Genomic DNA, 21175 nt, shown 5'->3' on the forward strand with positions numbered 1-21175 from the left:
CAAATTTCCTGCCCACCGGCCTAGAGTGACGCTGAAACACATCCTTTCCACCTGGAGACACCATGTCCCTGCGTCCAGCCGAATTCACTGCCAGCCCGCGCGAACTGGAAGAGCGCTTTGGTGCACGCAACTACCACCCCCTGCCGGTCACCCTGGTGCGCGGTGAGGGCGTCTTCCTCTGGGATGACCAGGGGCGGCGTTACCTCGACATGATGTCGGCCTACTCGGCCGTCAGCTTCGGACACAGCCATCCGGTGCTCGTGCAGGCCCTGACCGAACAGGCCGCCCGTCTGGCCGTCACCTCGCGGGCCTTCCATACCGACCGTCTCGGACCCTTCCTGGCCCGGCTGTGCCGCCACACCGGCATGGACCGTGCCCTGCCGATGAACACGGGCGCCGAGGCCGTCGAGACCGCGATCAAGGCGGCCCGCAAGTGGGGCTACAAGGTCAAGGGCGTGCCCGAGGGCCAGGCCCGCATCCTGGTGGCCCAGGGCAACTTCGCGGGACGCACGACGACGATCGTGGGCTTCTCCAGCGAGCCGCAGTACCGGGACGGCTTCGGCCCCTTCGCCCCCGGCTTCGTCTCGGTCCCGTATGGCGACGTCGCTGCATTGGAGCGCGCCATCACCCCGCAGACCGTGGCCTTCCTGGTCGAGCCCATCCAGGGGGAGGCCGGCATCATCGTGCCGCCCCCGGGCTACCTGCGGGCGGCACGCGAGCTGTGCACCCGGCACCGGGTGCTGCTGATTTGCGACGAGGTGCAGACCGGCCTGGGTCGCACCGGGCGGATGCTGGCCTGCCAGCACGAGGACGTGGTGCCCGACGGCATCACGCTGGGCAAGGCCTTGGGCGGGGGGCTGTTGCCGGTGTCGGCCTTTTGCGCGCGCGAGGAGGTGATGGGAGTCTTCCGCCCCGGTGACCATGGCAGCACTTTTGGTGGCAACCCGCTGGGTGCGACGGTGGGCTTGGCCGCGCTGGAACTGCTCGAGCGCGAGGGGCTGTGTGAGCGGGCCTTGCATCTGGGCGAGCGCCTGATGCAGGGGCTGCGGGCTCTGCGTCACCCGGCCATCCGGGAGGTGCGTGGACGGGGTCTGCTCGTCGGGGTGGAGATCGACCGTGACTTTGCGCATGCCCGCAGCGTCTGCGAGGCCTTGATGCGCGAGGGCGTGCTGAGCAAGGACACGCACGACACCGTGGTGCGCTTCGCACCGCCGCTCACGGTGAATGCCGCCCAGGTGGACGAGGCCGTGGCCGCCTTTGGGCGCGCGCTGGTCGCGGTTCAGGCTCTGCGGCCGCAACCGGGTCGCAAGGCCGCCTGAGACATTCGGGCTCAATCATCGGGGTCGCCCGGGGCCTGGCCGTCGGGCGCGTCGGACGGCCGGCCCCGGCGCACCATGCGCTGGAAGAACAGGTTGTTGGGCACCTGCAACTTCGTGCCCTGGTCTTCCAGCAGCGTGGTGTAGACGACGTTGATATCGATCACCACGCCCTTGAGACCGGGCTTGTCGCCGCTTTCCAGCACTTCGATGTGGTCGTGCAGGCGGAACAGCCGGGTGCTGAAGATCAGGATCGTGCAGAAAATGTTCGACAGCACGCTCCAGGCGGCGAAGAAAGCCACCGCCGCCACGGCGGCAAAGCCGGTGAAGGCCGTCCACAGCACGCTGCCCGAGACGCCCAGCCGCTCCAGGATCAGCAGGATGGCCGCGGCGTAGACGAGGAAGCCCAGCACGCGCCGCGCGCCCATGTGCACCTCGGCGGGCAACTGGTAGTGCGAGCACACGCGCTTGATCGCCAGCCGCAGCGCGGCACGCAGCACATACGCGGCCACCAGGATCAGGAGCACCTGGCTGGCCGGGATGATGAGGTCCAGCCACTCCAGGATCCATTGCGGCAATTGCGTCTTCAGCTCAGCCAGCCAGCGCATCGAGCAGATCCGACTCCATGGAAAGTTGCACCTTGGACTGCTGCAGCGCCGGCCCGTCGATCAGGAAGGTGTCCTCGACCCGTTCGCCCAGCGTGGTGACCTTGGCCAGTTGCAGGTTGACGCGGTACTTGGCCAACACCCGGGCGATGGAATACAGCAGGCCCGAGCGGTCGCTTGCCGAGACAGTGAGCAGCCAGCGCTGGGCCCGCTCGTCCGGGCGCAGCAGCACACGCGGCTGCACGGGGAAGGACTTCACCCGCCGCGACAACCGCCCGCGGCTGGGCTCGGGCAGCGGCCCGCCGCGGGTCAGGGCCTGATGGAGCTGGTTTTCCACCAGCGAGATCAGGTCGCGGTGGTGCAGGTCGAGGCTGGGGGCGATCACCTGGAAGGTGTCCAGCGCGTAGCCGGTGCGCGTGGTGTGGATGCGTGCGTCCAGGATGTTGAAGCCGGCACTGTCGAAGTAGCCGCAGATGCGCGCGAAGAGGTCGTCCTGGTCGGGAGCGTAGACCACCACCTGCAGCCCTTCGCCCGCGGCCGACGGCCGGGCCTTGACCACCGGGTAGCCGGCATCCACGTGGCGCCACAAGGAGCGGGCATGCCAGGCGATGTCGGCGGCCTCGTGGCGGGCAAAATAGCTCAGCTCCAGGGTCTGCCACAGCGGTTCCTGCACCCCAGGCAGCATCGAATACAGCGCCAGCATCTGCAGGGCTTCCTGCTTGCGGGTCTCGATCTCGGCAGCCAGGTTGGGCTGCGCGCCGCCCAGGGAGCGCAGGGTCAGGCGGTAGAGGTCTTCGAGCAGCTTGCCCTTCCAGCCGTTCCACACCTTCGGGCTGGTGCCGCGGATGTCGGCCACGGTCAGCAGGTACAGCGCGGTGAGCCGGCGCTCGGTCTGAACGAGCCGGGCAAAGCCGGTGATCACCTCCGGGTCGCTCAGGTCCTCCTTCTGGGCCACGCGCGACATCGTCAAGTGGTGCTGCACCAGGAACTCGATGAGCCGCGCGTCCTCCTTCGGGACGTCATGGTCGCGGCAGAAGCGCCGCACCTCGACGGCGCCCAGGTCGGAGTGGTCGCCGCCGCGGCCCTTGGCCACGTCGTGGAAGAGGGCGGCCACGTACAGCACGTAAGGCCGGTCGAACTGCGAGGCCAGCTGCGAGCAGAAGGGGTATTCGTGCGCATGCTCGGGGATGAAGAAACGCCTGACGTTGCGCAGCACCATCAGGATGTGCTGGTCCACGGTGTAGACGTGGAAGAGGTCGTGCTGCATGCGCCCGACGATGCGCCGGAACACCCAGAGGTAGCGCCCCAGCACCGAGGTCTGGTTCATCAGCCGCAGCACATGGGTCTGGCCCAGCGGCTGCTGCAGGATCTGCATGAAGGTGGCGCGGTTGACCGGGTCGCGGCGGAACTCGGCGTCCATCAGCTCGCGGGCGTTGTACAGCGCGCGCAGCGTGCGCGCCGACAGGCCCTTGATGCCCGGGGTGCGCTGGTAGACCAGGAAAGTGCGCAAGATGGCATGACGGTCGCGCTCGTAGAGATCGTCGCTGACCACCTCGAGCATGCCGCCGCGGTCCAGGAAGTGCTCGTCGATGGGGCGCATGGGCGTGTTCTGCGAGCCCAGGATGCGCTCCTCGATGTTGAGCATCAGGATCAGGTTGAGCTGGGTTACCGCCTTGGCCGCCCAGTAGTAGCGGTGCATCAAGGCCTCGGAGGCGCGCCGGGCCTTGGTGGGCCGGTAGCCGAAGCTTTCGGCCACCGCGGTCTGCAGGTCGAACACCAGGCGGTCCTCGCGTCGGCCGGCCACCACATGCAGCCGCGCGCGGATCAGGCGCAGCAAAGCCTCGTTGCGCTGCACCTGCTTGAGCTCGAAGGGGGTCATCAGCCCGCTGGCGGCCAGGGCCGGCCACGTCCTGCCCAGCCCGGCCGCCTTGGCCACCCACATGACCACCTGCAGGTCACGCAGGCCGCCGGGACTTTCCTTGCAGTTGGGCTCCAGCGAGTAGGGCGTGTCCTCGTACTTCTGGTGACGCTGACGCATCTCCAGCGTCTTGGCGCGCAGGAAGGCACGCGCGTCCATGCGCGTGTCGAAGGCCTTGCGGAAGCGCTGGAACAGGCTGCGCGAGCCGCACAGCAGGCGCGACTCGAGCAAGGCCGTCTGCACCGTCACGTCGCGCGCGGCCTCGTCCAGGCAGTCCTGCACGCTGCGCACGCTGGAGCCGATCTCCAGGCCGATGTCCCAGCAGGCGGTGATGAAACCCTCGATGCTGGACTTCCAGGCCGCATTGTCCTGGACGCCTGTGCCCGGCTCGTCGGGCAGCAGCACCAGCACGTCCACGTCGGAATAGGGGTAGAGCTCACCTCGCCCGTAGCCTCCCACGGCGACCAGGGCCGCCCCTTGGGGCAGGTAGGCATGGGTCCACAGGCCGGTCAAGGTCTGGTCCACATGACGGCACAGCTCGCGCACCAGTCGGGTGGCCGCCGAGGTGGTGGGACGGCCGTCGCGGAAGGCCTGGAGCAGGGCCTGCTTGCGCTGTCGGAACTGCGTGCGCAGGTCGGCCACGCGGGCCGCGCCGTCCTGGGAGTGCGCCTCCGGGGGCGCTGTGCTCGCAACGGCCATGCAGACTCCCGGTCTCAGGCGTTGGCGCGGATGAAGTCGGGCAGGGGCGGGTAGCCCGCCGACAGCGTGAGGATCTCGTAGCCGGTGTCGGTGACGGCCACGGTGTGCTCCCATTGGGCCGACAGCGAGCGATCGCGCGTCACGATGGTCCAGCCGTCGGGCATTTCCCGGATCTCGCGGCGCCCGGCGTTGACCATGGGCTCGATCGTGAAGACCATGCCCGGTACCAGTTCGTCCAGCGTGCCCGGGCGACCGTAGTGCAGCACCTGCGGCTCCTCGTGGAACTTGCGGCCGATGCCGTGACCGCAAAACTCGCGCACCACCGAATAGCCGGCATTCTCGACGAAGGTCTGGATCGCATGGCCGATGTCACCCAGCCGGGCGCCTGGCCTGACCTTGGCGATGCCGCGCCACATGGCTTCGTAAGTGATCTGACACAGCCGCCGGGCGGCGATCGACCCTTCGCCGACGATGAACATGCGGCTGGTGTCGCCATGCCAGCCGTCCTTGATCACGGTGACGTCGATGTTGACGATGTCGCCGTTCTTCAAAGGGCGGTCGTTGGGGATGCCGTGGCAGACCTGGTGATTGACCGAGGTGCAGATCGCCGACGGGAAGGGCGGGTAGCCGGGAGGCTGGTAGCCCACCGTGGCCGACGTGGCGCCTTGGACGTTCTCGATGTAGTCCAGTGCCAACTTGTCGAGATGGGCCGTCGTGACGCCGGGCTTGACGTGCGGCGTGAGGTAGTCCAGCACCTCCGAGGCCAGGCGGCCGGCCACGCGCATGCCTTCGAGGTCTTCGGGCGTCTTGATGGTGATGCTCATGTCCGGATTATCTCAGGCCCATCCCCGGGCCGGGCGCCCCGGTAAAATCCCGGCTTTGCGTCCGGTGTCATCCGCCAATCCAGCGGACCGGGCGACCGCTCCACCCGCACGAGTTCCCCCACGTGACTGCCTCTGCCAAACACCTCCTGCACTTCGAGGGCGGCAATGCCCTGTCCGCCTTCCGGGCCCAGGCCCTGCTGCCGCGTCTGCAGGCGATCGCGGCGCAGATCGTGGGCGTGAGCGCCCGTCACGTGCACTGGGTGTGGTGTGACGCCCCGCTGGAGCGAGCAGCACAGGACAAGCTGGCAGCCCTGCTCGACTATGGAGACCCCTACACCGCTGGCTCGGACGGAGCGCTCGTGGTGGTGATGCCGCGTCTGGGCACCGTCTCGCCCTGGGCCTCCAAGGCCACGGACATCGCCCACAACTGCGGCCTGGCCGTCAAGCGCATCGAGCGGGTGACCGAGTACCGGCTGAAGCTCCAAGGCGGCCTGCTGCGCGGCCCCAAGCCGCTGGAGGCGACCACCCTGCAGGCCCTGGCCGCCGAGCTGCACGACCGGATGACCGAAAGCGTGGCCTTCGAACGCGAGGCCTGCGTCCACCTCTTCGACGAGCAGCCCGGCAAGCCCATGGAGCACGTGGACGTGCTGGGCCAGGGCCGCAAGGCGCTGGAAGCCGCCAACCGGGACTTCGGCCTGGCGCTGTCCGATGACGAAATCGACTACCTGGTCGAGGCCTTCCGCGGCCTGCAGCGCAACCCGAGCGACGTCGAACTGATGATGTTCGCCCAGGCCAACAGCGAGCACTGCCGCCACAAGATCTTCAACGCGAACTTCACGATCGACGGGCAGCCCCAGGAACGCTCGATGTTCGCGATGATCCGCAACACCCACCAGCTCGCGCCGCAGTACACCGTCGTGGCCTATGCCGACAACGCCGCGGTGATGGAAGGCGGCCCGGTGAGAGCCTGGCGCCCCCAGGGCTACACCAACGCGCCGCGCTATGCGGCCCACGACGAGGTGGCTCACGTGCTGATGAAGGTGGAGACCCACAACCACCCCACGGCCATCTCGCCCTTCCCGGGGGCCGCCACCGGCGCCGGCGGCGAGATCCGCGACGAAGGCGCCACCGGCCGGGGGGCCCAGCCCAAGGCGGGCCTGACGGGCTTTTCGGTGTCCAACCTGCACCTGCCCGGCACGGATGAACCCTGGGAACGTGCCCCCTACGGCAAGCCCGCCCACATTGCCAGCGCCCTGCAGATCATGATCGAAGGCCCGCTGGGCGGCGCGGCCTTCAACAACGAATTCGGCCGGCCCAACCTGGGCGGCTACTTCCGGGTCTACGAGCAGGATGTGGACGGCGTGCGCCGCGGCTACCACAAGCCGATCATGATCGCCGGGGGCCTGGGACGCATCCGCGAGGGACAGACCCACAAGCTGCCCTTCGGTGCGGGCACCTTGCTGATCCAGCTCGGCGGCCCGGGGATGCGCATCGGCATGGGCGGGGGAGCGGCCAGTTCGATGGCCGCCGGGGTGAATGCGGCCGACCTCGACTTCGATTCGGTACAGCGCGGCAACCCCGAGATCCAGCGCCGTGCGCAGGAGGTCATCAACCACTGCTTCGGTCTGGATGAGAAGAACCCCATCCTGGCCATCCACGACGTGGGAGCGGGGGGCATCTCCAACGCCTTCCCCGAGCTGGTGGACGGTGCCGGCGTGGGCGCCACCTTCGACCTGCGCAAGGTGCCGCTGGAAGAGAGCGGCCTGGCGCCCAAGGAGATCTGGTGCAACGAAAGCCAGGAGCGTTACGTCCTGGCGGTGGCCCCTGAGGGCCTGCCGCTGTTCGAGGCCCTGTGCGAGCGGGAACGCTGCCCGTTTGCCGTGGTGGGCGTGGCCTCCAGCGACAAGGCCCTGGTGCTGGAAGACGGCCCCGGCGGGGAGCGGGCCATCGACATGCCCATGGATGTGCTGCTGGGCAAGCCGCCGCGGATGCACCGCAACGTGCAGCGCGTCGCCCGGCACTCGCCGCCGCTGGACCTGACCGGCGTGAGCCTGCAGCAGGCCGCCTTCGACGTGCTGCGCCACCCCACGGTGGCCAGCAAGCGCTTTCTGATCACCATCGGCGACCGCACCGTGGGCGGCATGAGCCACCGCGACCAGATGGTGGGCCCCTGGCAGGTGCCGGTGGCCGACTGCGCCGTGACCCTGGCCGACTACACGGGCTTGCGCGGCGAGGCCATGAGCATGGGCGAACGCACCCCGCTGGCCGCGGTGGACGCCCCCGCCTCGGGCCGCATGGCGGTGGCCGAGGCGATCACCAACCTGTTGGCCGCCCCGATCGACCTGGCGCGGGTCAAGCTGTCGTGCAACTGGATGGCCGCCTGCGGCGAACCCGGCGAGGACGCGGCGCTGTACGACACCGTGAAGGCCGTGGGCATGGAGCTGTGCCCGGCGTTGGGCATCAGCGTGCCCGTGGGCAAGGATTCCCTGTCGATGCGCACGCGCTGGCATGACGGCGGTGTGGACAAGCAGGTGACGGCGCCGGTCTCGCTGATCGTCTCGGCCTTCGTCACGCTCGATGATGTGCGCGGCACCCTCACCCCCCAGTTGCAAGGGGGCGACACGACGCTGCTGCTGGTGGATCTGGGCCAGGGCCGCCACCGCCTGGGTGGCTCCATCCTGGCGCAGGCCCTGGGCGGCTTTGGCGGCGAGGTGCCCGACCTGGACGACCCGGCGCTGCTGAAGTCCCTGGTGGCCGCCGTCAACGAACTGCGCGCCCAGGGGTGGCTGCTGGCCTACCATGACCGCAGCGACGGTGGCCTGTGGGCGACGGTGTGCGAGATGGCCTTTGCCGGCCACCGCGGCGTGAGCCTGAACGTGGACCTGCTGGTGACCGAAAGCGACGGCATCGGCGACAGCCGGGCCGACTATGGCGACTCCAAGAACTGGGCCCAGCAGGTCAGCGAGCGTCGCAACGAGCTCACGCTGCGCGCGCTCTTCAACGAAGAGCTGGGCGTGGTGCTGCAGGTGCCCACGGCCCGGCGCGATGAGGCCTTCGCCGTGCTGCGCCGCCATGGCCTGTCGCGCCACAGCCATGTGATCGGCAAGCCCAACGACCGCGGCACCGTGGAGGTCTGGCGCGACGCGAAGTCGGTCTTCTGCGCACCGCTGCGCGACCTGCACCAGGCCTGGGACGAGGTGAGCTGGCGCATTGCGATGCTGCGCGACAACCCGGCCTGCGCACAAGCCGAGCACGATGCGGCCGGCGACCCGGCCGATGCCGGGCTGCAGGTCAAGCCGAGCTTCGACCCGGCCGAGGACGTGGCCGCACCCTTCCTGAACCTCGCGCGTCCCAAGGTGGCGATCCTGCGCGAGCAGGGCGTCAACTCGCATGTCGAGATGAGCTACGCCATGGACCAGGCGGGCTTCGACACCTACGACGTGCACATGAGCGATCTGCAGTTCGGCCGCGCTCGGCTGGACCAGTTCCAGGGTCTGGTGGCCTGTGGCGGCTTCAGCTACGGCGACACCCTGGGAGCCGGCGAAGGCTGGGCCCGCTCGATCCTGTTCAACCCCCGGCTGGCCGAGCAGTTCGCCGCCTTCTTCCAGCGCACCGACAGCTTCGCCTTGGGCGTGTGCAACGGCTGCCAGATGATGGCGGCCCTGTCGCCCCTCATCCCGGGCACGGCAGCCTGGCCGCGCTTCACGCGCAACCGCAGCGAACAGTTCGAGGCCCGCCTGAGCCAGGTCGAGGTGCTTGACAGCCCCTCGATCTTCTTCACCGGCATGGCCGGCAGCCTGCTGCCCATCGCGGTGGCGCATGGGGAAGGTTATGCCGACTTCTCCCGGCGTGGCGATGCCAAGGCTGTGCACGCGGCGATGCGCTTCGTCGACAGCCAGGGCCGGCCTACCGAGGCTTACCCGGCCAACCCCAATGGCAGCCCGGGCGGCCTGACGGCGGTCACCACCGCCGACGGGCGCTTCACGGCACTGATGCCGCACCCGGAGCGGGTGTTCCGCAACATCCAGATGAGCTGGACCTCGGGCGACCCGGCGGCCTTCAGCCCCTGGATGCGGATGTTCCGCAACGCGCGTCGATGGGTGGGCTGAGGTTCGAGCGGCTGGATGCCCTGCGGGCAGCCGCCATCGTCTGGATGGCGGCCTACCACTTCTGCTACGACCTCAACCTCTTCGGATTCATCCGCGAGAACTTCTACAGCGACCCGTTCTGGACGACACAGCGCACGGCCATCGTGTCGCTGTTCCTCTTCTGCGCGGGCCTGGGCCAGGCGGTGGCCTGGCAGCAGGGGCAGGGCTGGCCGCGCTTCTGGCGGCGCTGGGGCCAGGTGGCCGGCTGTGCGGTGCTGGTGAGCCTCGGCTCGTACCTGATGTTCCCGCGCAGCTTCATCTATTTCGGAGTGCTCCACGGGATCGCAGTGATGCTCATCGTCACGCGGCTGACCGCCGGCTGGGGACGCTGGCTGTGGCCGCTGGGCCTGGCCGCGATCGTGCTGCCGCAGTTCGTGCAGCATCCGTTTTTCGACACGCGATGGACGAACTGGTTGGGCCTCATCACCCGCAAGCCGGTCACCGAGGACTATGTGCCACTGCTGCCCTGGCTGGGCGTGATGTGGTGGGGCTTGGCCGCCGGGCAATGGATGCTCGCGCAGCGGCCCGGCTGGCTCGCCGGCGGCGTGCCGCGCACCCTGGCGCCCTTGGCGCGGCTGGGGCGGTGGAGCCTGAGCTTTTACATGCTGCACCAGCCGGTGTTCATCGGGGCCCTGGCGGCGCTCGTCTGGCTGTCGCGCTGAGCCCATGAAAAAGGGCGCCCCGCCAGGCGCCCCGATCTCAGGCGTGAAGCCGACTCACTGCTCGAACTTGTAGTCCGTGCGGGCTGCCTTGCGCAGGCCTTCGCGGAAGTCGATCATCTTTTGCTGTTGCAGGCGTTGCTGGATCTGCGGCTTGACGTCGTCCAGCGGCGGGAACTGGGCCTCGCGCACATCTTCGAGCTTGATGACGTGGTAGCCGAACTGAGACTTGACCGGCGCCTCGGTGACCTGGCCCTTGTTGAGCTTGACCATGGCCTGGGAGAACTCGGGCACGTAGGTGCTGGCCTCGGCCCAGTCGAGGTCGCCGCCTTTGGCCGCGGAACCGGGGTCTTTGGAGTTCTTCTTGGCCAGCTCCTCGAAGCTCGCACCGCCCTTGATCTGGGCGATCAGACGCTTGGCCTCATCTTCCTTCTCGACCAGGATGTGGCGGGCGCGATATTCCTTCTCGCTGCCGGCCTGGGCCTTGAACTTGTCGTACTCGGCCTGGATCTCGGCGTCCGTGACGGGGTTCTTCTTCTCGAAGTCCTGGAACAGCGCCTGGATCAGCACGTTCTGGCGCACCAGCTCCATCTGGCGGCGGTACTCGGGTGTGGCTGCCAGGCCACGACGCTCGGCTTCCTGCGTGTAGATCTCGTTGAGCACGATCTGGTCGCGGGCCAGGCGTTCGATGTCCGGAGGCAGGGCACGGCCGGACGCATCGGCCTGGCGCTTGACCTGCTCGAGCAGGGCATCCACGCGCGCCTTCGGCACGGCCTTGCCGTTGACGATGGCCACGTTCTGGGCCGTCGCCGTGGCCGGCAGCAGCGCAGCGCCCAGGGCCAGGCTCAACGCACCGATGGCGAAAACAGACTTCTTCATGCAGGAAACCTCGTGATTGGAAGGAAAGTGCGGGCGACAGCCGCGGCTCGCGCAGGGCCCAGGCGGCATCACCGCCGGGCTGGATCCTCAGACCTCGTCAGGGGCATGGGTTTGCAAGGCCAAAGCGTGGATGCCCTGAGGGATCAGTGGGGCGAGGGCATCATACACGAGGCGGTGCCGGGCCACACGTGACAAACCGTGAAACCGTGCGCTCACGATGCGCACGCTGAAATGACGGCCTTCACGCGCACCGGCGTGGCCCGCATGGAGGTGGCTGTCGTCCTGGACCGACAGGCTCAGCGGCTCCAGGGTCTCGCGCAGTCGGCTCTCGATCTGGTGGGCACTCACGGGCATCTCAGGAAGCTTCCTCGTTCTTCAGGTGGCGGCTCAGGTAGACCGCCTGGGCGAGCAGAAAAAGCAGCATCAGGCCGAGCGAGCCGAACACCTTGAAGTTCACCCAGACGTCCGTGGGGTAGCTGTAGGCCACGTACACGTTGAGCAGGCCCATCAGGCCGAAGAAGGCGATCCAGGCGAAGTTCAGGCGCTGCCACACCAAGGCGGGAAGATCGATCTGCCCGCCCATCAGCGCGTGGAGCAGGTTGTGGCGAAAGATGACATGGCTGACCCACAGGCTGGCTCCCATGATCCAGTACAGCACACTGGGCTTCCACTTGATGAAGGTTGCACTGTGGAACCACAACGTGGCACCGCCCAGCGCCAGCACGAGCACCAGGCTGACCCACAGCATCGCGTCTACACGCCGCCCCCGCGCCACCAGGACGCCGATCTGCACGGCCGTGGCCGCCATGACCACGGCGGTCGCGAGCAGGACGGGGGCGGTCTGCGCATCCACCGCCGGGCCCGTGCCCAACGGGCCGAACCAGGCCGTGGCCAGTTCGACGGCGGGCCCAGGCTGGGATTGCGCCAGCTTGTAGCTGCCAAAGAACAGGATGAGCGGCAGGAAGTCGAAGAACAGTTTCATCGGGTGGCAGCAGCAGGCACGGTTCAGTCCTGACGGGGCACGAAGTCCAACGCGGCCGAGTTGATGCAGTACCGTTCGCCGGTGGGCGCCGGCCCGTCGTCGAAGACATGGCCCAGGTGGGCACCGCAGCGGCTGCAGCGCACCTCCACGCGCACCATGCCGTGGCTGTAGTCCATCACCCGCTCGATGCGCCCCTCTTCGATGGCTTGGTAGTAGCTTGGCCAGCCGCAGCCCGCGTCGAACTTGGTGCTGGAATCGAAGAGTTCCGCATTGCAGCATATGCAGCGATAGACCCCGTCGGCATCGTGCCGCCAGTAGCGGCCGGTGAAGGGCGCCTCGGTGGCGGCCTGGCGGGTCACGCGGTAGACGAGAGGGTCGAGCTGAGCCCGCCACTCGTCATCGGACTTGCGGATTTCGTAGTCGCTCATGATGAACAGGACACCTCGATGCTGTGAGCCCAGTCGGGGGGCAGGGCAGCGTAGGCCTCGTGCTCGGGCTGCTCGTCGTAGGGGCGCTCGAGCACGCGCAGCAGCCGCCGCACCTCGCCGTCGTCCCCGGCCTGGGCTTGGCGGATGGCGATCTCGGCCAGATGGTTGCGCAAAATGTACTTCGGATTCACCCGGTCCATCGCGGCGCGTCGCTCGCCGTCGTGGCTGGACTCACGCAGCAGCCGTTGCCGGTAACGGGCCGCCCAGGCATCGAAGGCCGCGCGGTCGATGAAGAGGTCGCGCACCGGACCCGCCCCCCGCGCGGCGTCCACCGGGAACTGTCCCAGACGGCGCCAGGCCAGGGTGTGGTCCACCCGGTCGCGGGCCAGCAGGGTCAGCCAGGCGTCGACGAGCTCGGCATCGCCGTCCTCCCGCGTGCGCAGGCCGAGCTTGGCGCGCATCAGACGCATCAGCGCGTCCGGATAGGCGCTGCGGTAGGTCTCCAGTGCCGCCAAGGCCAGATCGGTGTCTTCGATCAGCGGCATCAGAGCCTGCGCCAGGGCGTGCAGGTTCCACAGGGCGATCTGCGGCTGGCGGTGGTAGGCGTAGCGGCCGTTCGTGTCGGAGTGATTGCAGATGTGGGTGGGATCAAAGGCATCGAGGAAACCGAAGGGGCCGTAGTCGATCGTCAGGCCCAGGATCGACATGTTGTCGGTGTTCATCACACCATGGCAAAAGCCCACGGCCTGCCACTGGGCCACCAACTCGGCGGTACGGCGCACCGCTGTCTCGAGCAAGGCCGCATACGGATGCGCCTGGCGCCGACATTCAGGCAGGTGGTGGTCGATCACGAAATCGGCCAGGCGACGCAGCGCTTGCGGCTGCCCATGGTGACAGAAATGCTCGAAATGGCCGAAGCGCACGAAGCTCGGCGCCAAGCGGGTCACGATGGCTGCCGTCTCGACCGTCTCCCGGATGACGGGTTGGGGCGAAGCCACCAGGCACAGGGCGCGGGTGGTGGGAATGCCCAGGGCGAGCATGGCCTGCGAGCACAGGAACTCGCGGATGGACGAGCGCAGCACCGCGCGGCCGTCACCCATGCGGGAGTAGGGGGTTCTGCCGCTGCCCTTGAGCTGGACCTCGATGCCGCCGTTCGGGGTCTGCACCTCGCCCAGCAGCAGGGCCCGTCCGTCGCCGAGCTGGCCGGCCCACACGCCGAACTGGTGTCCGCTATAGACCGTGGCCAGCGGATCCATCCCAGGCCACAGCGCGTTGCCACTGAACACCGACAGCGCGTCGGGCCAGGCCCACCAGTCCTGCGGCCAGCCCAGCTCCTGCGCTGCCGCGTCGCTGGTGGCCACCCAGCGGGGCTCGGGCAGGCCCTGGGCCGGCAACCGAGTGTGGAAGGCCTCGCCCAGGGCGGCGTAGCGGTTGATCCACTGCAGGCCGTTGGGCAGGCCAAGCTCACGGGGGGCGTTCATGCCGGCAGTGTAGCCACCGACCCAAGGCAGGGACGCACCCAGGGCCATGCCGGGCTGTCGTGACCGCGACAGTTCCTCAGGGAAAACCGCAGGCGCTGCAGTGCAGCACGGTTCCTATCATCGAAAACGAACGACCGTTCCACCCCGATTCCCCACCCGCCATAGCCAAGGAGTCCTCCGATGCCGCGCCTGATGGGCCAGATGATGCAGATGCCCCTGATGATCTCGTCGCTGCTGACGCACGCCGCGCGCCACAGCGCCGACACCGAGATCGTCTCCAAGAGGGTGGAGGGGGATGTGCATCGCTACACCTACCGCGACGCGGAGTTGCGCGCGCGCAAGCTGGCCCAGGCCCTGGCGCGGCTGGGCTGCGAGATGGGCGACCGCGTCGGCACCCTGGCCTGGAACGGGTACCGGCACTTCGAGATCTATTACGGCACGTCCGGCTCCGGGCTGGTGTGCCACACCGTCAACCCGAGGCTCTTTCCCGAGCAGATCGCCTGGATCATCAACGACGCCGAAGACCGCGTCCTGTGCTTCGACCTGAACTTCCTGCCGCTGGTCGAGAAGCTCGCGCCGTCGCTGCCGACCGTGAAGCACTTCGTCCTGATGAGCGACCGCGCCCACATGCCCGCCCAGACGACGTTGCCAGGGCTGCTGTGCTATGAGGAGCTGGTCGAGGCCGAGGACGGGCGCTACACCTGGCCGCAGTTCGACGAGAACACCGCCTCGAGCATCTGCTACACCTCGGGCACCACCGGCAACCCCAAGGGCGCGGTCTACAGCCACCGCTCTACCGTGCTGCATGCTTACGCCTCGGCCCTGCCGGATGCGATGGGCTGCTCAGCCCAGGACGTGATCCTGCCGGTGGTGCCAATGTTCCATGTCAACGCCTGGGGGCTGCCCTACTCGGCCGCGCTGGTGGGCGCCAAGCTCGTGATGCCCGGGCCGCACCTGGACGGCAAATCGCTGTACGAGCTCTTCGAGACCGAGAAGGTCACCTTCAGCGCCGGTGTGCCCACGGTCTGGCTGGGGCTGATCACCCATGCCAAGCAGAACAACCTGAAATTCAGCACCTTCAAGCGCACCGTGATCGGCGGCTCGGCCTGCCCGCCGTCGATGCTGCGCACGCTCGAAGACGAGTTCGGCGTCAACGTCATCCATGCCTGGGGCATGACCGAACTGTCCCCGCTGGGCACCCTGTCCAAGCTCAAGGCCAAGCACCTGGATCTGCCGCTCGAAGCCCGCCGCCGCATTTTGGAAAAGCAGGGCAAGGTCATCTATGGGATCGACATGCAGATCACCGGTGACGACGGCCAGCCACTGCCTTGGGACGGCAAGTCCTCGGGCAATCTGGTGGTGCGCGGGCCCTGGGTCATCCAGAGCTACTTCCGCCGGGACGAGTCGCCGCTGCAGGACGGCTGGTTCCCCACTGGCGATGTCGCGACGATCGACCCGGACGGCTACATGCAGATCACCGACCGCTCGAAGGACGTGATCAAGTCCGGTGGCGAGTGGATCAGCTCGATCGACCTGGAGAACATCGCCATGGCCCATCCCGCCGTGCACGAGGCGGCGGCGATCGCCTGCCGGCATCCGAAGTGGGACGAGCGACCGCTGCTGGTGGTGGTGCGCAAGCCCGGCGCCTCGCTCACACGCGAGGAAATGCTGGCCTTCTATGAAGGCAAGATCGCCAAGTGGCAGATCCCGGATGACGTGGTCTTCGTCGACGAGATCCCCCACACCGCGACCGGCAAGATGCAAAAGCTCAAGCTGCGCGAGCAGTTCGCCAACCACGTGTTGCCGAGCTGATCGAAGAGCTGTCGCGGACAGCCTGTCGCCAGTGAGACACCCGCTACGGGCATTCCCTGTACGAGCCGCAAACGAAGTTCTGTAGCCTCACGCTCACCCGCTGCCAACAGCTCAAGGAGACCTTCCATGATCAACCGCCGCACTCACATGAAACTGTCGATCCTGGCCGCGGCCGCGCTGTGCTGCGGTACGGCCTTTGCCCAAAAGGGCGAAACCGTGAAGATCGCCTGGATCGACCCGCTGTCCGGTCTGATGGCCACGGTGGGCCAGAACCAGCTCAAGAGCTTCCAGTTCATGGCCGAGTACTTCAACCGCAACAACCCGGCCGGCGTGAAGTTCGAGGTCATCGGCATCGACAATAAGCTCAGCCCGCAGGAAAGCCTGAACGCGCTGAAATCGGCCATTGACCAGGGCATCCGCTACATCGTGCAGGGCAACGGCTCCGGTGCGGCGCTGGCGCTGTCCGATGCCGTCACCAAGCACAATGAGCGCAACCCTGGCAAGGAAGTCGTCTATCTCAACTACGCTGCGGTCGACCCCGACCTCACCAACAGCAAGTGCAGCTACTGGCACTTCCGCCTGGATGCGGACACCTCGATGAAGATGGAGGCGCTGACCACCTTCATGAAGGACCAGGCCGACATCAAAAACGTCTACCTGATCAACCAGAACTACGCCCACGGCCACCAGGTCGCGCGCTATGCCAAGGAGAACCTGGCCCGCAAGCGCCCGGACATCAAGATCGTCGGCGAGGATCTGCATCCGCTGGCCCAGGTGCGCGACTTTGCGCCCTACATCGCCAAGATCAAGGCCTCGGGCGCCGATTCGGTGATCACCGGCAACTGGGGTTCCGACCTCACGCTGCTGATCAAGGCGGCCAACGATGCCGGCTTGAACGCCAAGTTCTACGTCTACTACGGCGGTGTGAGCGGCACCCCCACGGCCATCGGGGCGGCCGGTGAAGGCCGTATCTACCAGGTGTCGTACAACCACTACAACATGGGGGGCGAGGTCGCCAAGATCCAGGACGAGTTCCGCAAGCGCTTCAACGACGACTGGTACACCGGCGCCACCTACCATGCCTTCGCGTTGCTGAGCAACGCCATGGCCAAGGCCAAGTCGACCGATCCGGTCAAGGTGGCCGCCGCGATGAGTGGGCTGAAGTTCAAGAGCTTCAACGGCGAGGTCGAGATGCGTCGCGCCGACCATCAGCTCCAGCAAGGGCTGTACATCTCGCGTTGGCAAAAGACGGATGCAAAGAACACGTACAGCCCGGAAAACACCGGTTTCACCTTCGTGCCGGTCAAGTACTTCGAGCCCTATGTGTCCAGCACCCCGACGTCGTGCCAGATGAAGCGTCCCTCTTGATCTGCATCCAGGGCAGTCTCGCGCTCCCGGGCCCGATGGCATCTTCCTGTCGGGCCCTTTTCTTTGACCACCGCGCCCCTGGGCGCTGACCGTCGATGGACCTCCAGTTCCTCACGATCTCGATGCTCAACGGCCTGAGCTACGGGCTCTTGCTGTTCATGCTCAGTTCGGGCCTGACGCTGATTTTCAGCATGATGGGCGTGCTCAACTTCGCTCATGCCAGCTTCTACATGCTGGGCGCCTATTTCGCCTACACCACGATGCAGATCGTGGGCTACTGGCCGGCCTTGGTGGTCGCGCCCGTGCTGGTGGGCCTGTTGGGCGCCTTGTTCGAAAAATACTGCCTGCGCCGTGTCCACAAGTTCGGCCACGTGCCCGAGCTGCTGATCACCTTCGGGCTGAGCTATGTGATCCTCGAACTGGTGCAACTCGTGTGGGGCCGCTCGGCGGTGGACTACCGCGTGCCCGAGGCGCTGCAAGGGCCGCTGTTCACCATCGTGGGCTCCACCGCCGGGGCGCTGGACGTGGTTTGGGGCCTTGCCCCGACGGAGATGTGCCGCTCGGCCGAAGAGGGTGTGCGCATCGTCTGCACCCAGTTTCCGAAGTACCGCGGCTTCATGATGCTGGTGGCGGTGCTGATGCTGGTGTCGCTGTGGCTGCTGCTCACACGCACGCGCGTGGGCCTGGTGATCCAGGCCGCACTCACGCACCCTGAGATGGTCGAGGCCCTGGGGCACAATGTGCCCAGGGTGTTCATGCTCGTTTTCGGTGGCGGCGCGGCGCTGGCCGGGCTGGCGGGCGTGATCGGCGGCAACGCCTTCGTCACCGAGCCCGGCATGGCCTTCACGGTGGGGGCCATCATCTTCGTGGTCGTGGTGGTGGGCGGCATGGGCTCATTGGCCGGCGCCTTCTTGGCCTCGCTGCTCATCGGCATCATCCAGACCTTCGCCGTGGCCATCGACTACTCGTTCATCAACTTCTTCGCGAAGTTCGGCTGGACGATCACGCCCGAGACCTTCGGCTACCCCGTGTTCAAGCTGACGATCTCCCAGGTGGCGCCGATCCTGCCCTACCTTTTCCTCGTGCTGATCCTGATCTTCCGTCCCAAGGGTCTCCTGGGCACCCGGGAGGGCTGACCTCATGCAAGCGCATTCCCTCAACGCCCCCGGCTCGGCTGCCGCGACTGCCGCCCGGCCGGTCTACCACTTCAAGCCCTACAACGTGGGGCGCTGGATCATCTGGACGCTGTATGCCCTGGTTTTGCTGGTCAGCCCGCTGATCTTCACCAGCGGCCTGTCGATGACCATGCTTTCGCAGATGGGCATCGCCATCATCGCCTGCCTGGCCTACAACATGCTGCTGGGCCAGGGTGGCATGCTCAGCTTCGGGCACGCCGTCTATTCCGGGTTGGGCTCGTTCCTGACCATTCACACCCTCAACATGATCTCCGCGGGCACGCTGGCGGGCTTTCCCGTCAGCCTGCTGCCCTTGGTGGGCGGCCTCTCAGGGCTGTTCTTTGCGGTACTGCTGGGTTGGGTCACGACGAAAAAGGCCGGTACCCCGTTTGCGATGATCACGCTGGGCATCGGTGAGCTCGTGTGGTCGATGTCGCTGATGTTCCCCGAGTTTTTCGGTGGCGAAGGCGGCATCACCGGCAACCGCGTGACAGGCGCCCAGCCTTTTGGCATCACCTTCGGTCCGCAGGTGCAGTTGTACTACCTGATCGCCATCTACACCTTCATCTGCACGGCCGCGATGTATGCCTTCACGCGCACCCCGCTGGGGCGCATGCTCAATGCGGTGCGCGACAACCCCGAGCGTGTCGAGTTCATCGGCTACAACACCCAGGTGGTGCGTTACCTGGCCTTTTGCGCCTCCGGTTTCTTTGCTGGTATTGCCGGCGGACTGGGCGCGCTGAACTTCGAGATCGTGACCGCCGAGGTGGTCGGCGCGGCCCGATCGGGGGCTTACCTGCTGTTCGTCTTCCTGGGGGGGGCCACCTTCTTCTTCGGTCCAATCATCGGGGCGATTCTGATGGTGGTGGCCTTCGTGCTGCTGTCGGAGATGACGGCCGCCTGGCTGCTCTACCTGGGCCTGATCTTCCTCTTCATGGTGATGTATGCGCCCGGGGGCATTGCCAGCCTGATCATGATGAACCTGCGCGTGGCCGCCTTCGGCAAGCTGCGGCGGCTGTGGACGTCCTACCTCGCTCTGGGCGGCACGGGCGCGGTGGCCATCACCGGGGCGGCAGCCATGATCGAGATGATCTACCACATGCAGCTCAACGTGGCGCTGGGCCCTGAGCTGAAGTTCATGGGGGCCACGCTCAACGCACACAGCTTCGACAGTTGGTTCGGTTCGGTCTTCGTGCTCGCCACCGGCGTGGCCCTGTTCGAAGTGGCGCGCCGCAGCTTTGTCCAACAGTGGAACCAGATCCAGGAGGAGATCGAGTTGGAAATCCGTCGCCGGGAGGCCCTATGAGCTTCGCTGTCGAACTGAGGGACGTGCGCAAGAGCTTCGGCAAGACCGAGATCATCCGCGGGACCAGCCTGCAGGTGAAGGCCGGCGAGCGGGTGGCCATCATCGGTCCGAACGGGGCGGGCAAGTCCACGCTGTTCAACCTGATCAGCGGGCGTTTCGCCCCCACAAGCGGCGAGATCCTGCTCCATGGCGAGCGCATCGACGGGCTCAAGCCCTACGAGGTCAACCGCCGGGGGCTGTCGCGCAGTTTCCAGGTCTCCAACCTGTTTCACCGCCTCACGGTGTTCGAGAACGTGCGATGTGCCGTGCTGTGGTCCATGGGCTACCGTTACGCCTTCTGGAAGTTCCTGGCTGACCTTGAAGACGCCAACGAACGCACCGAAGAAGTGCTGGAGATGCTCAAGCTCGACCGCAAACGCGACACCCAAGTGATGAACCTCACCTACGCCGAGCAGCGTGCGCTGGAGATCGGCCTGACGATCGCCGGTGGCAGCAACGTCATACTGCTCGATGAACCCACGGCCGGCATGAGCAAGTCCGAGACCAAGCGCTTCATCCAGCTCATCCGCGAGGTCACCGAAGGCAAGACCCTGCTCACAGTGGAGCACGACATGGGCGTGGTCTTCGGCCTGGCCGACAAGATCGCGGTGCTGGTCTACGGAGAGGTGATCGCCTACGACGAGCCCGATGCGGTGCGCGCCAACCAGCGCGTGCAGGAGGCCTATCTCGGGTCGGTGCTGGCCGAGCAGCAGGCTGCCGCCGCCACTGCAGGAGCCTGAGACCATGCTGCACATCGAGAACCTGCATGCCTTCTATGGAAAGAGCCATGTGCTGCACGGGGTGCACATGGACGTCAAGCCCGGCGAGATCGTGAGTCTGCTCGGCCGCAACGGGTCGGGCCGATCCACCACCGTCAAGACGGTGATGGGCCTGGTCGAAGGGCAGGGGTCCATCCAATGGAAGGGCGAAGAGATTCTGGGCCGCCATGCCTTCGACATCGCCCACCGCGGCATCGGCTACGTGCCCGAGAACCGCGACATCTTCCCCAAGCTCACGGTGCACCAGAACCTGATGTTGGGCCAGAAGAAGCAGGGCCAGTCGGGGCGCTGGAGCTTCGACGACATGTACAAGCTGTTCCCGCGCCTGAAGGAGCGCCAGCACACTGAGGCCGGGGTGCTCTCGGGAGGCGAGCAGCAGATGCTCACGCTGTGCCGCACGCTGATGGGCGACCCCGATCTCATCATGATCGACGAGCCCACCGAGGGCCTCGCCCCCAAGATCGTCGAGCAGGTGGCCCAGTACCTCAACGAACTCAAGCGCCGCGGCGTGAGCGTGCTGCTGGTGGAGCAAAAGCTCACCATCGCGCTGGAAATCTCCACGCGGTGCTACGTCATGGGCCATGGCCGCATCGTCTTCGAGGGCACACCTGACGACCTGCGCGGCAACGCCTATATTCGCAAGGAATGGCTGGAGGTGTAGCACCCTTGGCTGCCGCGCCGCGACGGCATATTTGTCCTGTTCTGTCACGCCGGCGACAAAGCGCCGGCGTTCTTGTTTCTTACACTCGAACGATCG

The 21175-nt window shown here is 66.8% G+C and carries 17 protein-coding genes; 9 read left to right on the forward strand and 8 right to left on the reverse strand.

Annotated features, from left to right (window positions below; genetic code table 11):
- The first annotated feature begins 62 nt into the window (after positions 1-62).
- Positions 63-1319, forward strand: a complete 1257-nt coding sequence (rocD, locus tag AC1ECW_RS07075; protein ID WP_409703923.1) for an ornithine--oxo-acid transaminase — start codon at positions 63-65, stop codon at positions 1317-1319.
- A gap of 11 nt (positions 1320-1330) precedes the next feature.
- Here the strand turns inward: rocD and AC1ECW_RS07080 are convergent, their stop codons facing one another.
- Genes AC1ECW_RS07080 through map form a run of 3 tightly spaced genes read right to left on the reverse strand, consistent with a single transcriptional unit; the run spans position 1331 to position 5362 of the window.
- On the reverse strand, positions 1331-1924 hold the full coding sequence (locus AC1ECW_RS07080; RefSeq protein WP_409703925.1) for a mechanosensitive ion channel domain-containing protein: 594 nt from the start codon (positions 1922-1924) through the stop codon (positions 1331-1333).
- Positions 1908-4538 carry a [protein-PII] uridylyltransferase gene (locus AC1ECW_RS07085; RefSeq protein ID WP_409703927.1) on the reverse strand — a complete coding sequence of 877 codons (2631 nt, stop codon included), beginning with the start codon at positions 4536-4538 and terminating at the stop codon, positions 1908-1910. The genes AC1ECW_RS07080 and AC1ECW_RS07085 overlap by 17 nt, the downstream gene beginning before the upstream one ends.
- 14 nt (positions 4539-4552) lie before the next feature.
- Positions 4553-5362 carry a type I methionyl aminopeptidase gene (gene map / locus AC1ECW_RS07090; protein ID WP_409703929.1) on the reverse strand — a complete coding sequence of 270 codons (810 nt, stop codon included), beginning with the start codon at positions 5360-5362 and terminating at the stop codon, positions 4553-4555.
- Positions 5363-5484: 122 nt separating this feature from the next.
- Between map and purL the strand changes: the two genes are divergently transcribed.
- Complete coding sequence (gene purL / locus AC1ECW_RS07095; RefSeq protein ID WP_481201508.1) at positions 5485-9471, forward strand: phosphoribosylformylglycinamidine synthase; 3987 nt, start codon at positions 5485-5487, stop codon at positions 9469-9471.
- Positions 9459-10172, forward strand: coding sequence for an acetyltransferase domain-containing protein (locus AC1ECW_RS07100; RefSeq protein ID WP_409703933.1), 714 nt, complete (start codon positions 9459-9461; stop codon positions 10170-10172). Before purL ends, AC1ECW_RS07100 begins: the two co-directional genes overlap by 13 nt.
- A 54-nt stretch (positions 10173-10226) precedes the next feature.
- Here AC1ECW_RS07100 and AC1ECW_RS07105 read toward each other — a convergent pair whose 3' ends face one another.
- From AC1ECW_RS07105 to AC1ECW_RS07125, 5 genes are all read right to left on the reverse strand, one after another.
- Entirely contained in the window at positions 10227-11048 is an 822-nt protein-coding gene (locus AC1ECW_RS07105; RefSeq protein ID WP_409703935.1) for a peptidylprolyl isomerase, read from the reverse strand.
- Between the two features lie 87 nt (positions 11049-11135).
- Entirely contained in the window at positions 11136-11402 is a 267-nt protein-coding gene (locus tag AC1ECW_RS07110; protein ID WP_409703937.1) for a BolA family protein, read from the reverse strand.
- Between the two features lies 1 nt (position 11403).
- Positions 11404-12030 carry a septation protein A gene (locus AC1ECW_RS07115; RefSeq protein WP_409703939.1) on the reverse strand — a complete coding sequence of 209 codons (627 nt, stop codon included), beginning with the start codon at positions 12028-12030 and terminating at the stop codon, positions 11404-11406.
- Between the two features lie 23 nt (positions 12031-12053).
- Positions 12054-12458: a peptide-methionine (R)-S-oxide reductase MsrB gene (msrB, locus tag AC1ECW_RS07120; protein ID WP_409703941.1), complete on the reverse strand. Its 405-nt coding sequence runs from the start codon at positions 12456-12458 to the stop codon at positions 12054-12056.
- Positions 12455-13939: a protein adenylyltransferase SelO gene (locus AC1ECW_RS07125; RefSeq protein ID WP_409703943.1), complete on the reverse strand. Its 1485-nt coding sequence runs from the start codon at positions 13937-13939 to the stop codon at positions 12455-12457. Before AC1ECW_RS07125 ends, msrB begins: the two co-directional genes overlap by 4 nt.
- 180 nt (positions 13940-14119) lie before the next feature.
- On the opposite strand from AC1ECW_RS07125, the gene AC1ECW_RS07130 reads away from it, so the two are divergent.
- The 6 genes from AC1ECW_RS07130 to AC1ECW_RS07155 all read left to right on the forward strand — a co-directional run bounded on the left by AC1ECW_RS07130 (position 14120) and on the right by AC1ECW_RS07155 (position 21079).
- Positions 14120-15751: a 3-(methylthio)propionyl-CoA ligase gene (locus AC1ECW_RS07130; protein ID WP_481201509.1), complete on the forward strand. Its 1632-nt coding sequence runs from the start codon at positions 14120-14122 to the stop codon at positions 15749-15751.
- 147 nt (positions 15752-15898) lie between these two features.
- Entirely contained in the window at positions 15899-17119 is a 1221-nt protein-coding gene (locus tag AC1ECW_RS07135; protein WP_481201510.1) for a branched-chain amino acid ABC transporter substrate-binding protein, read from the forward strand.
- A gap of 95 nt (positions 17120-17214) precedes the next feature.
- Positions 17215-18255 (forward strand): branched-chain amino acid ABC transporter permease, encoded by a 1041-nt coding sequence (locus AC1ECW_RS07140; RefSeq protein ID WP_409703949.1) that lies wholly within the window; start codon positions 17215-17217, stop codon positions 18253-18255.
- Between the two features lie 4 nt (positions 18256-18259).
- Positions 18260-19600 carry a branched-chain amino acid ABC transporter permease gene (locus AC1ECW_RS07145; protein ID WP_409703951.1) on the forward strand — a complete coding sequence of 447 codons (1341 nt, stop codon included), beginning with the start codon at positions 18260-18262 and terminating at the stop codon, positions 19598-19600.
- Positions 19597-20379 carry an ABC transporter ATP-binding protein gene (locus AC1ECW_RS07150; RefSeq protein ID WP_481201511.1) on the forward strand — a complete coding sequence of 261 codons (783 nt, stop codon included), beginning with the start codon at positions 19597-19599 and terminating at the stop codon, positions 20377-20379. The genes AC1ECW_RS07145 and AC1ECW_RS07150 overlap by 4 nt, the downstream gene beginning before the upstream one ends.
- A 4-nt stretch (positions 20380-20383) precedes the next feature.
- Positions 20384-21079, forward strand: coding sequence for an ABC transporter ATP-binding protein (locus AC1ECW_RS07155; protein ID WP_409703955.1), 696 nt, complete (start codon positions 20384-20386; stop codon positions 21077-21079).
- Positions 21080-21175: the final 96 nt, after the last annotated feature.

Source organism: Caldimonas hydrothermalis, from assembly GCF_056746695.1.

Excerpts from the sequence above, each read along its gene's own strand:
- rocD (WP_409703923.1), top strand. The coding sequence starts at position 63 with ATGTCCCTGCGTCCAGCCGAATTCACTGCCAGCCCGCGCGAACTGGAA.
- AC1ECW_RS07080 (WP_409703925.1), bottom strand. The coding sequence starts at position 1,924 with ATGCGCTGGCTGGCTGAGCTGAAGACGCAATTGCCGCAATGGATCCTG.
- AC1ECW_RS07085 (WP_409703927.1), bottom strand. The coding sequence starts at position 4,538 with ATGGCCGTTGCGAGCACAGCGCCCCCGGAGGCGCACTCCCAGGACGGC.
- map (WP_409703929.1), bottom strand. The coding sequence starts at position 5,362 with ATGAGCATCACCATCAAGACGCCCGAAGACCTCGAAGGCATGCGCGTG.
- AC1ECW_RS07100 (WP_409703933.1), top strand. The coding sequence starts at position 9,459 with ATGGGTGGGCTGAGGTTCGAGCGGCTGGATGCCCTGCGGGCAGCCGCC.
- AC1ECW_RS07105 (WP_409703935.1), bottom strand. The coding sequence starts at position 11,048 with ATGAAGAAGTCTGTTTTCGCCATCGGTGCGTTGAGCCTGGCCCTGGGC.
- AC1ECW_RS07110 (WP_409703937.1), bottom strand. The coding sequence starts at position 11,402 with ATGCCCGTGAGTGCCCACCAGATCGAGAGCCGACTGCGCGAGACCCTG.
- AC1ECW_RS07115 (WP_409703939.1), bottom strand. The coding sequence starts at position 12,030 with ATGAAACTGTTCTTCGACTTCCTGCCGCTCATCCTGTTCTTTGGCAGC.
- msrB (WP_409703941.1), bottom strand. The coding sequence starts at position 12,458 with ATGAGCGACTACGAAATCCGCAAGTCCGATGACGAGTGGCGGGCTCAG.
- AC1ECW_RS07125 (WP_409703943.1), bottom strand. The coding sequence starts at position 13,939 with ATGAACGCCCCCCGTGAGCTTGGCCTGCCCAACGGCCTGCAGTGGATC.
- AC1ECW_RS07130 (WP_481201509.1), top strand. The coding sequence starts at position 14,120 with ATGCCGCGCCTGATGGGCCAGATGATGCAGATGCCCCTGATGATCTCG.
- AC1ECW_RS07135 (WP_481201510.1), top strand. The coding sequence starts at position 15,899 with ATGAAACTGTCGATCCTGGCCGCGGCCGCGCTGTGCTGCGGTACGGCC.
- AC1ECW_RS07140 (WP_409703949.1), top strand. The coding sequence starts at position 17,215 with ATGGACCTCCAGTTCCTCACGATCTCGATGCTCAACGGCCTGAGCTAC.
- AC1ECW_RS07145 (WP_409703951.1), top strand. The coding sequence starts at position 18,260 with ATGCAAGCGCATTCCCTCAACGCCCCCGGCTCGGCTGCCGCGACTGCC.
- AC1ECW_RS07150 (WP_481201511.1), top strand. The coding sequence starts at position 19,597 with ATGAGCTTCGCTGTCGAACTGAGGGACGTGCGCAAGAGCTTCGGCAAG.
- AC1ECW_RS07155 (WP_409703955.1), top strand. The coding sequence starts at position 20,384 with ATGCTGCACATCGAGAACCTGCATGCCTTCTATGGAAAGAGCCATGTG.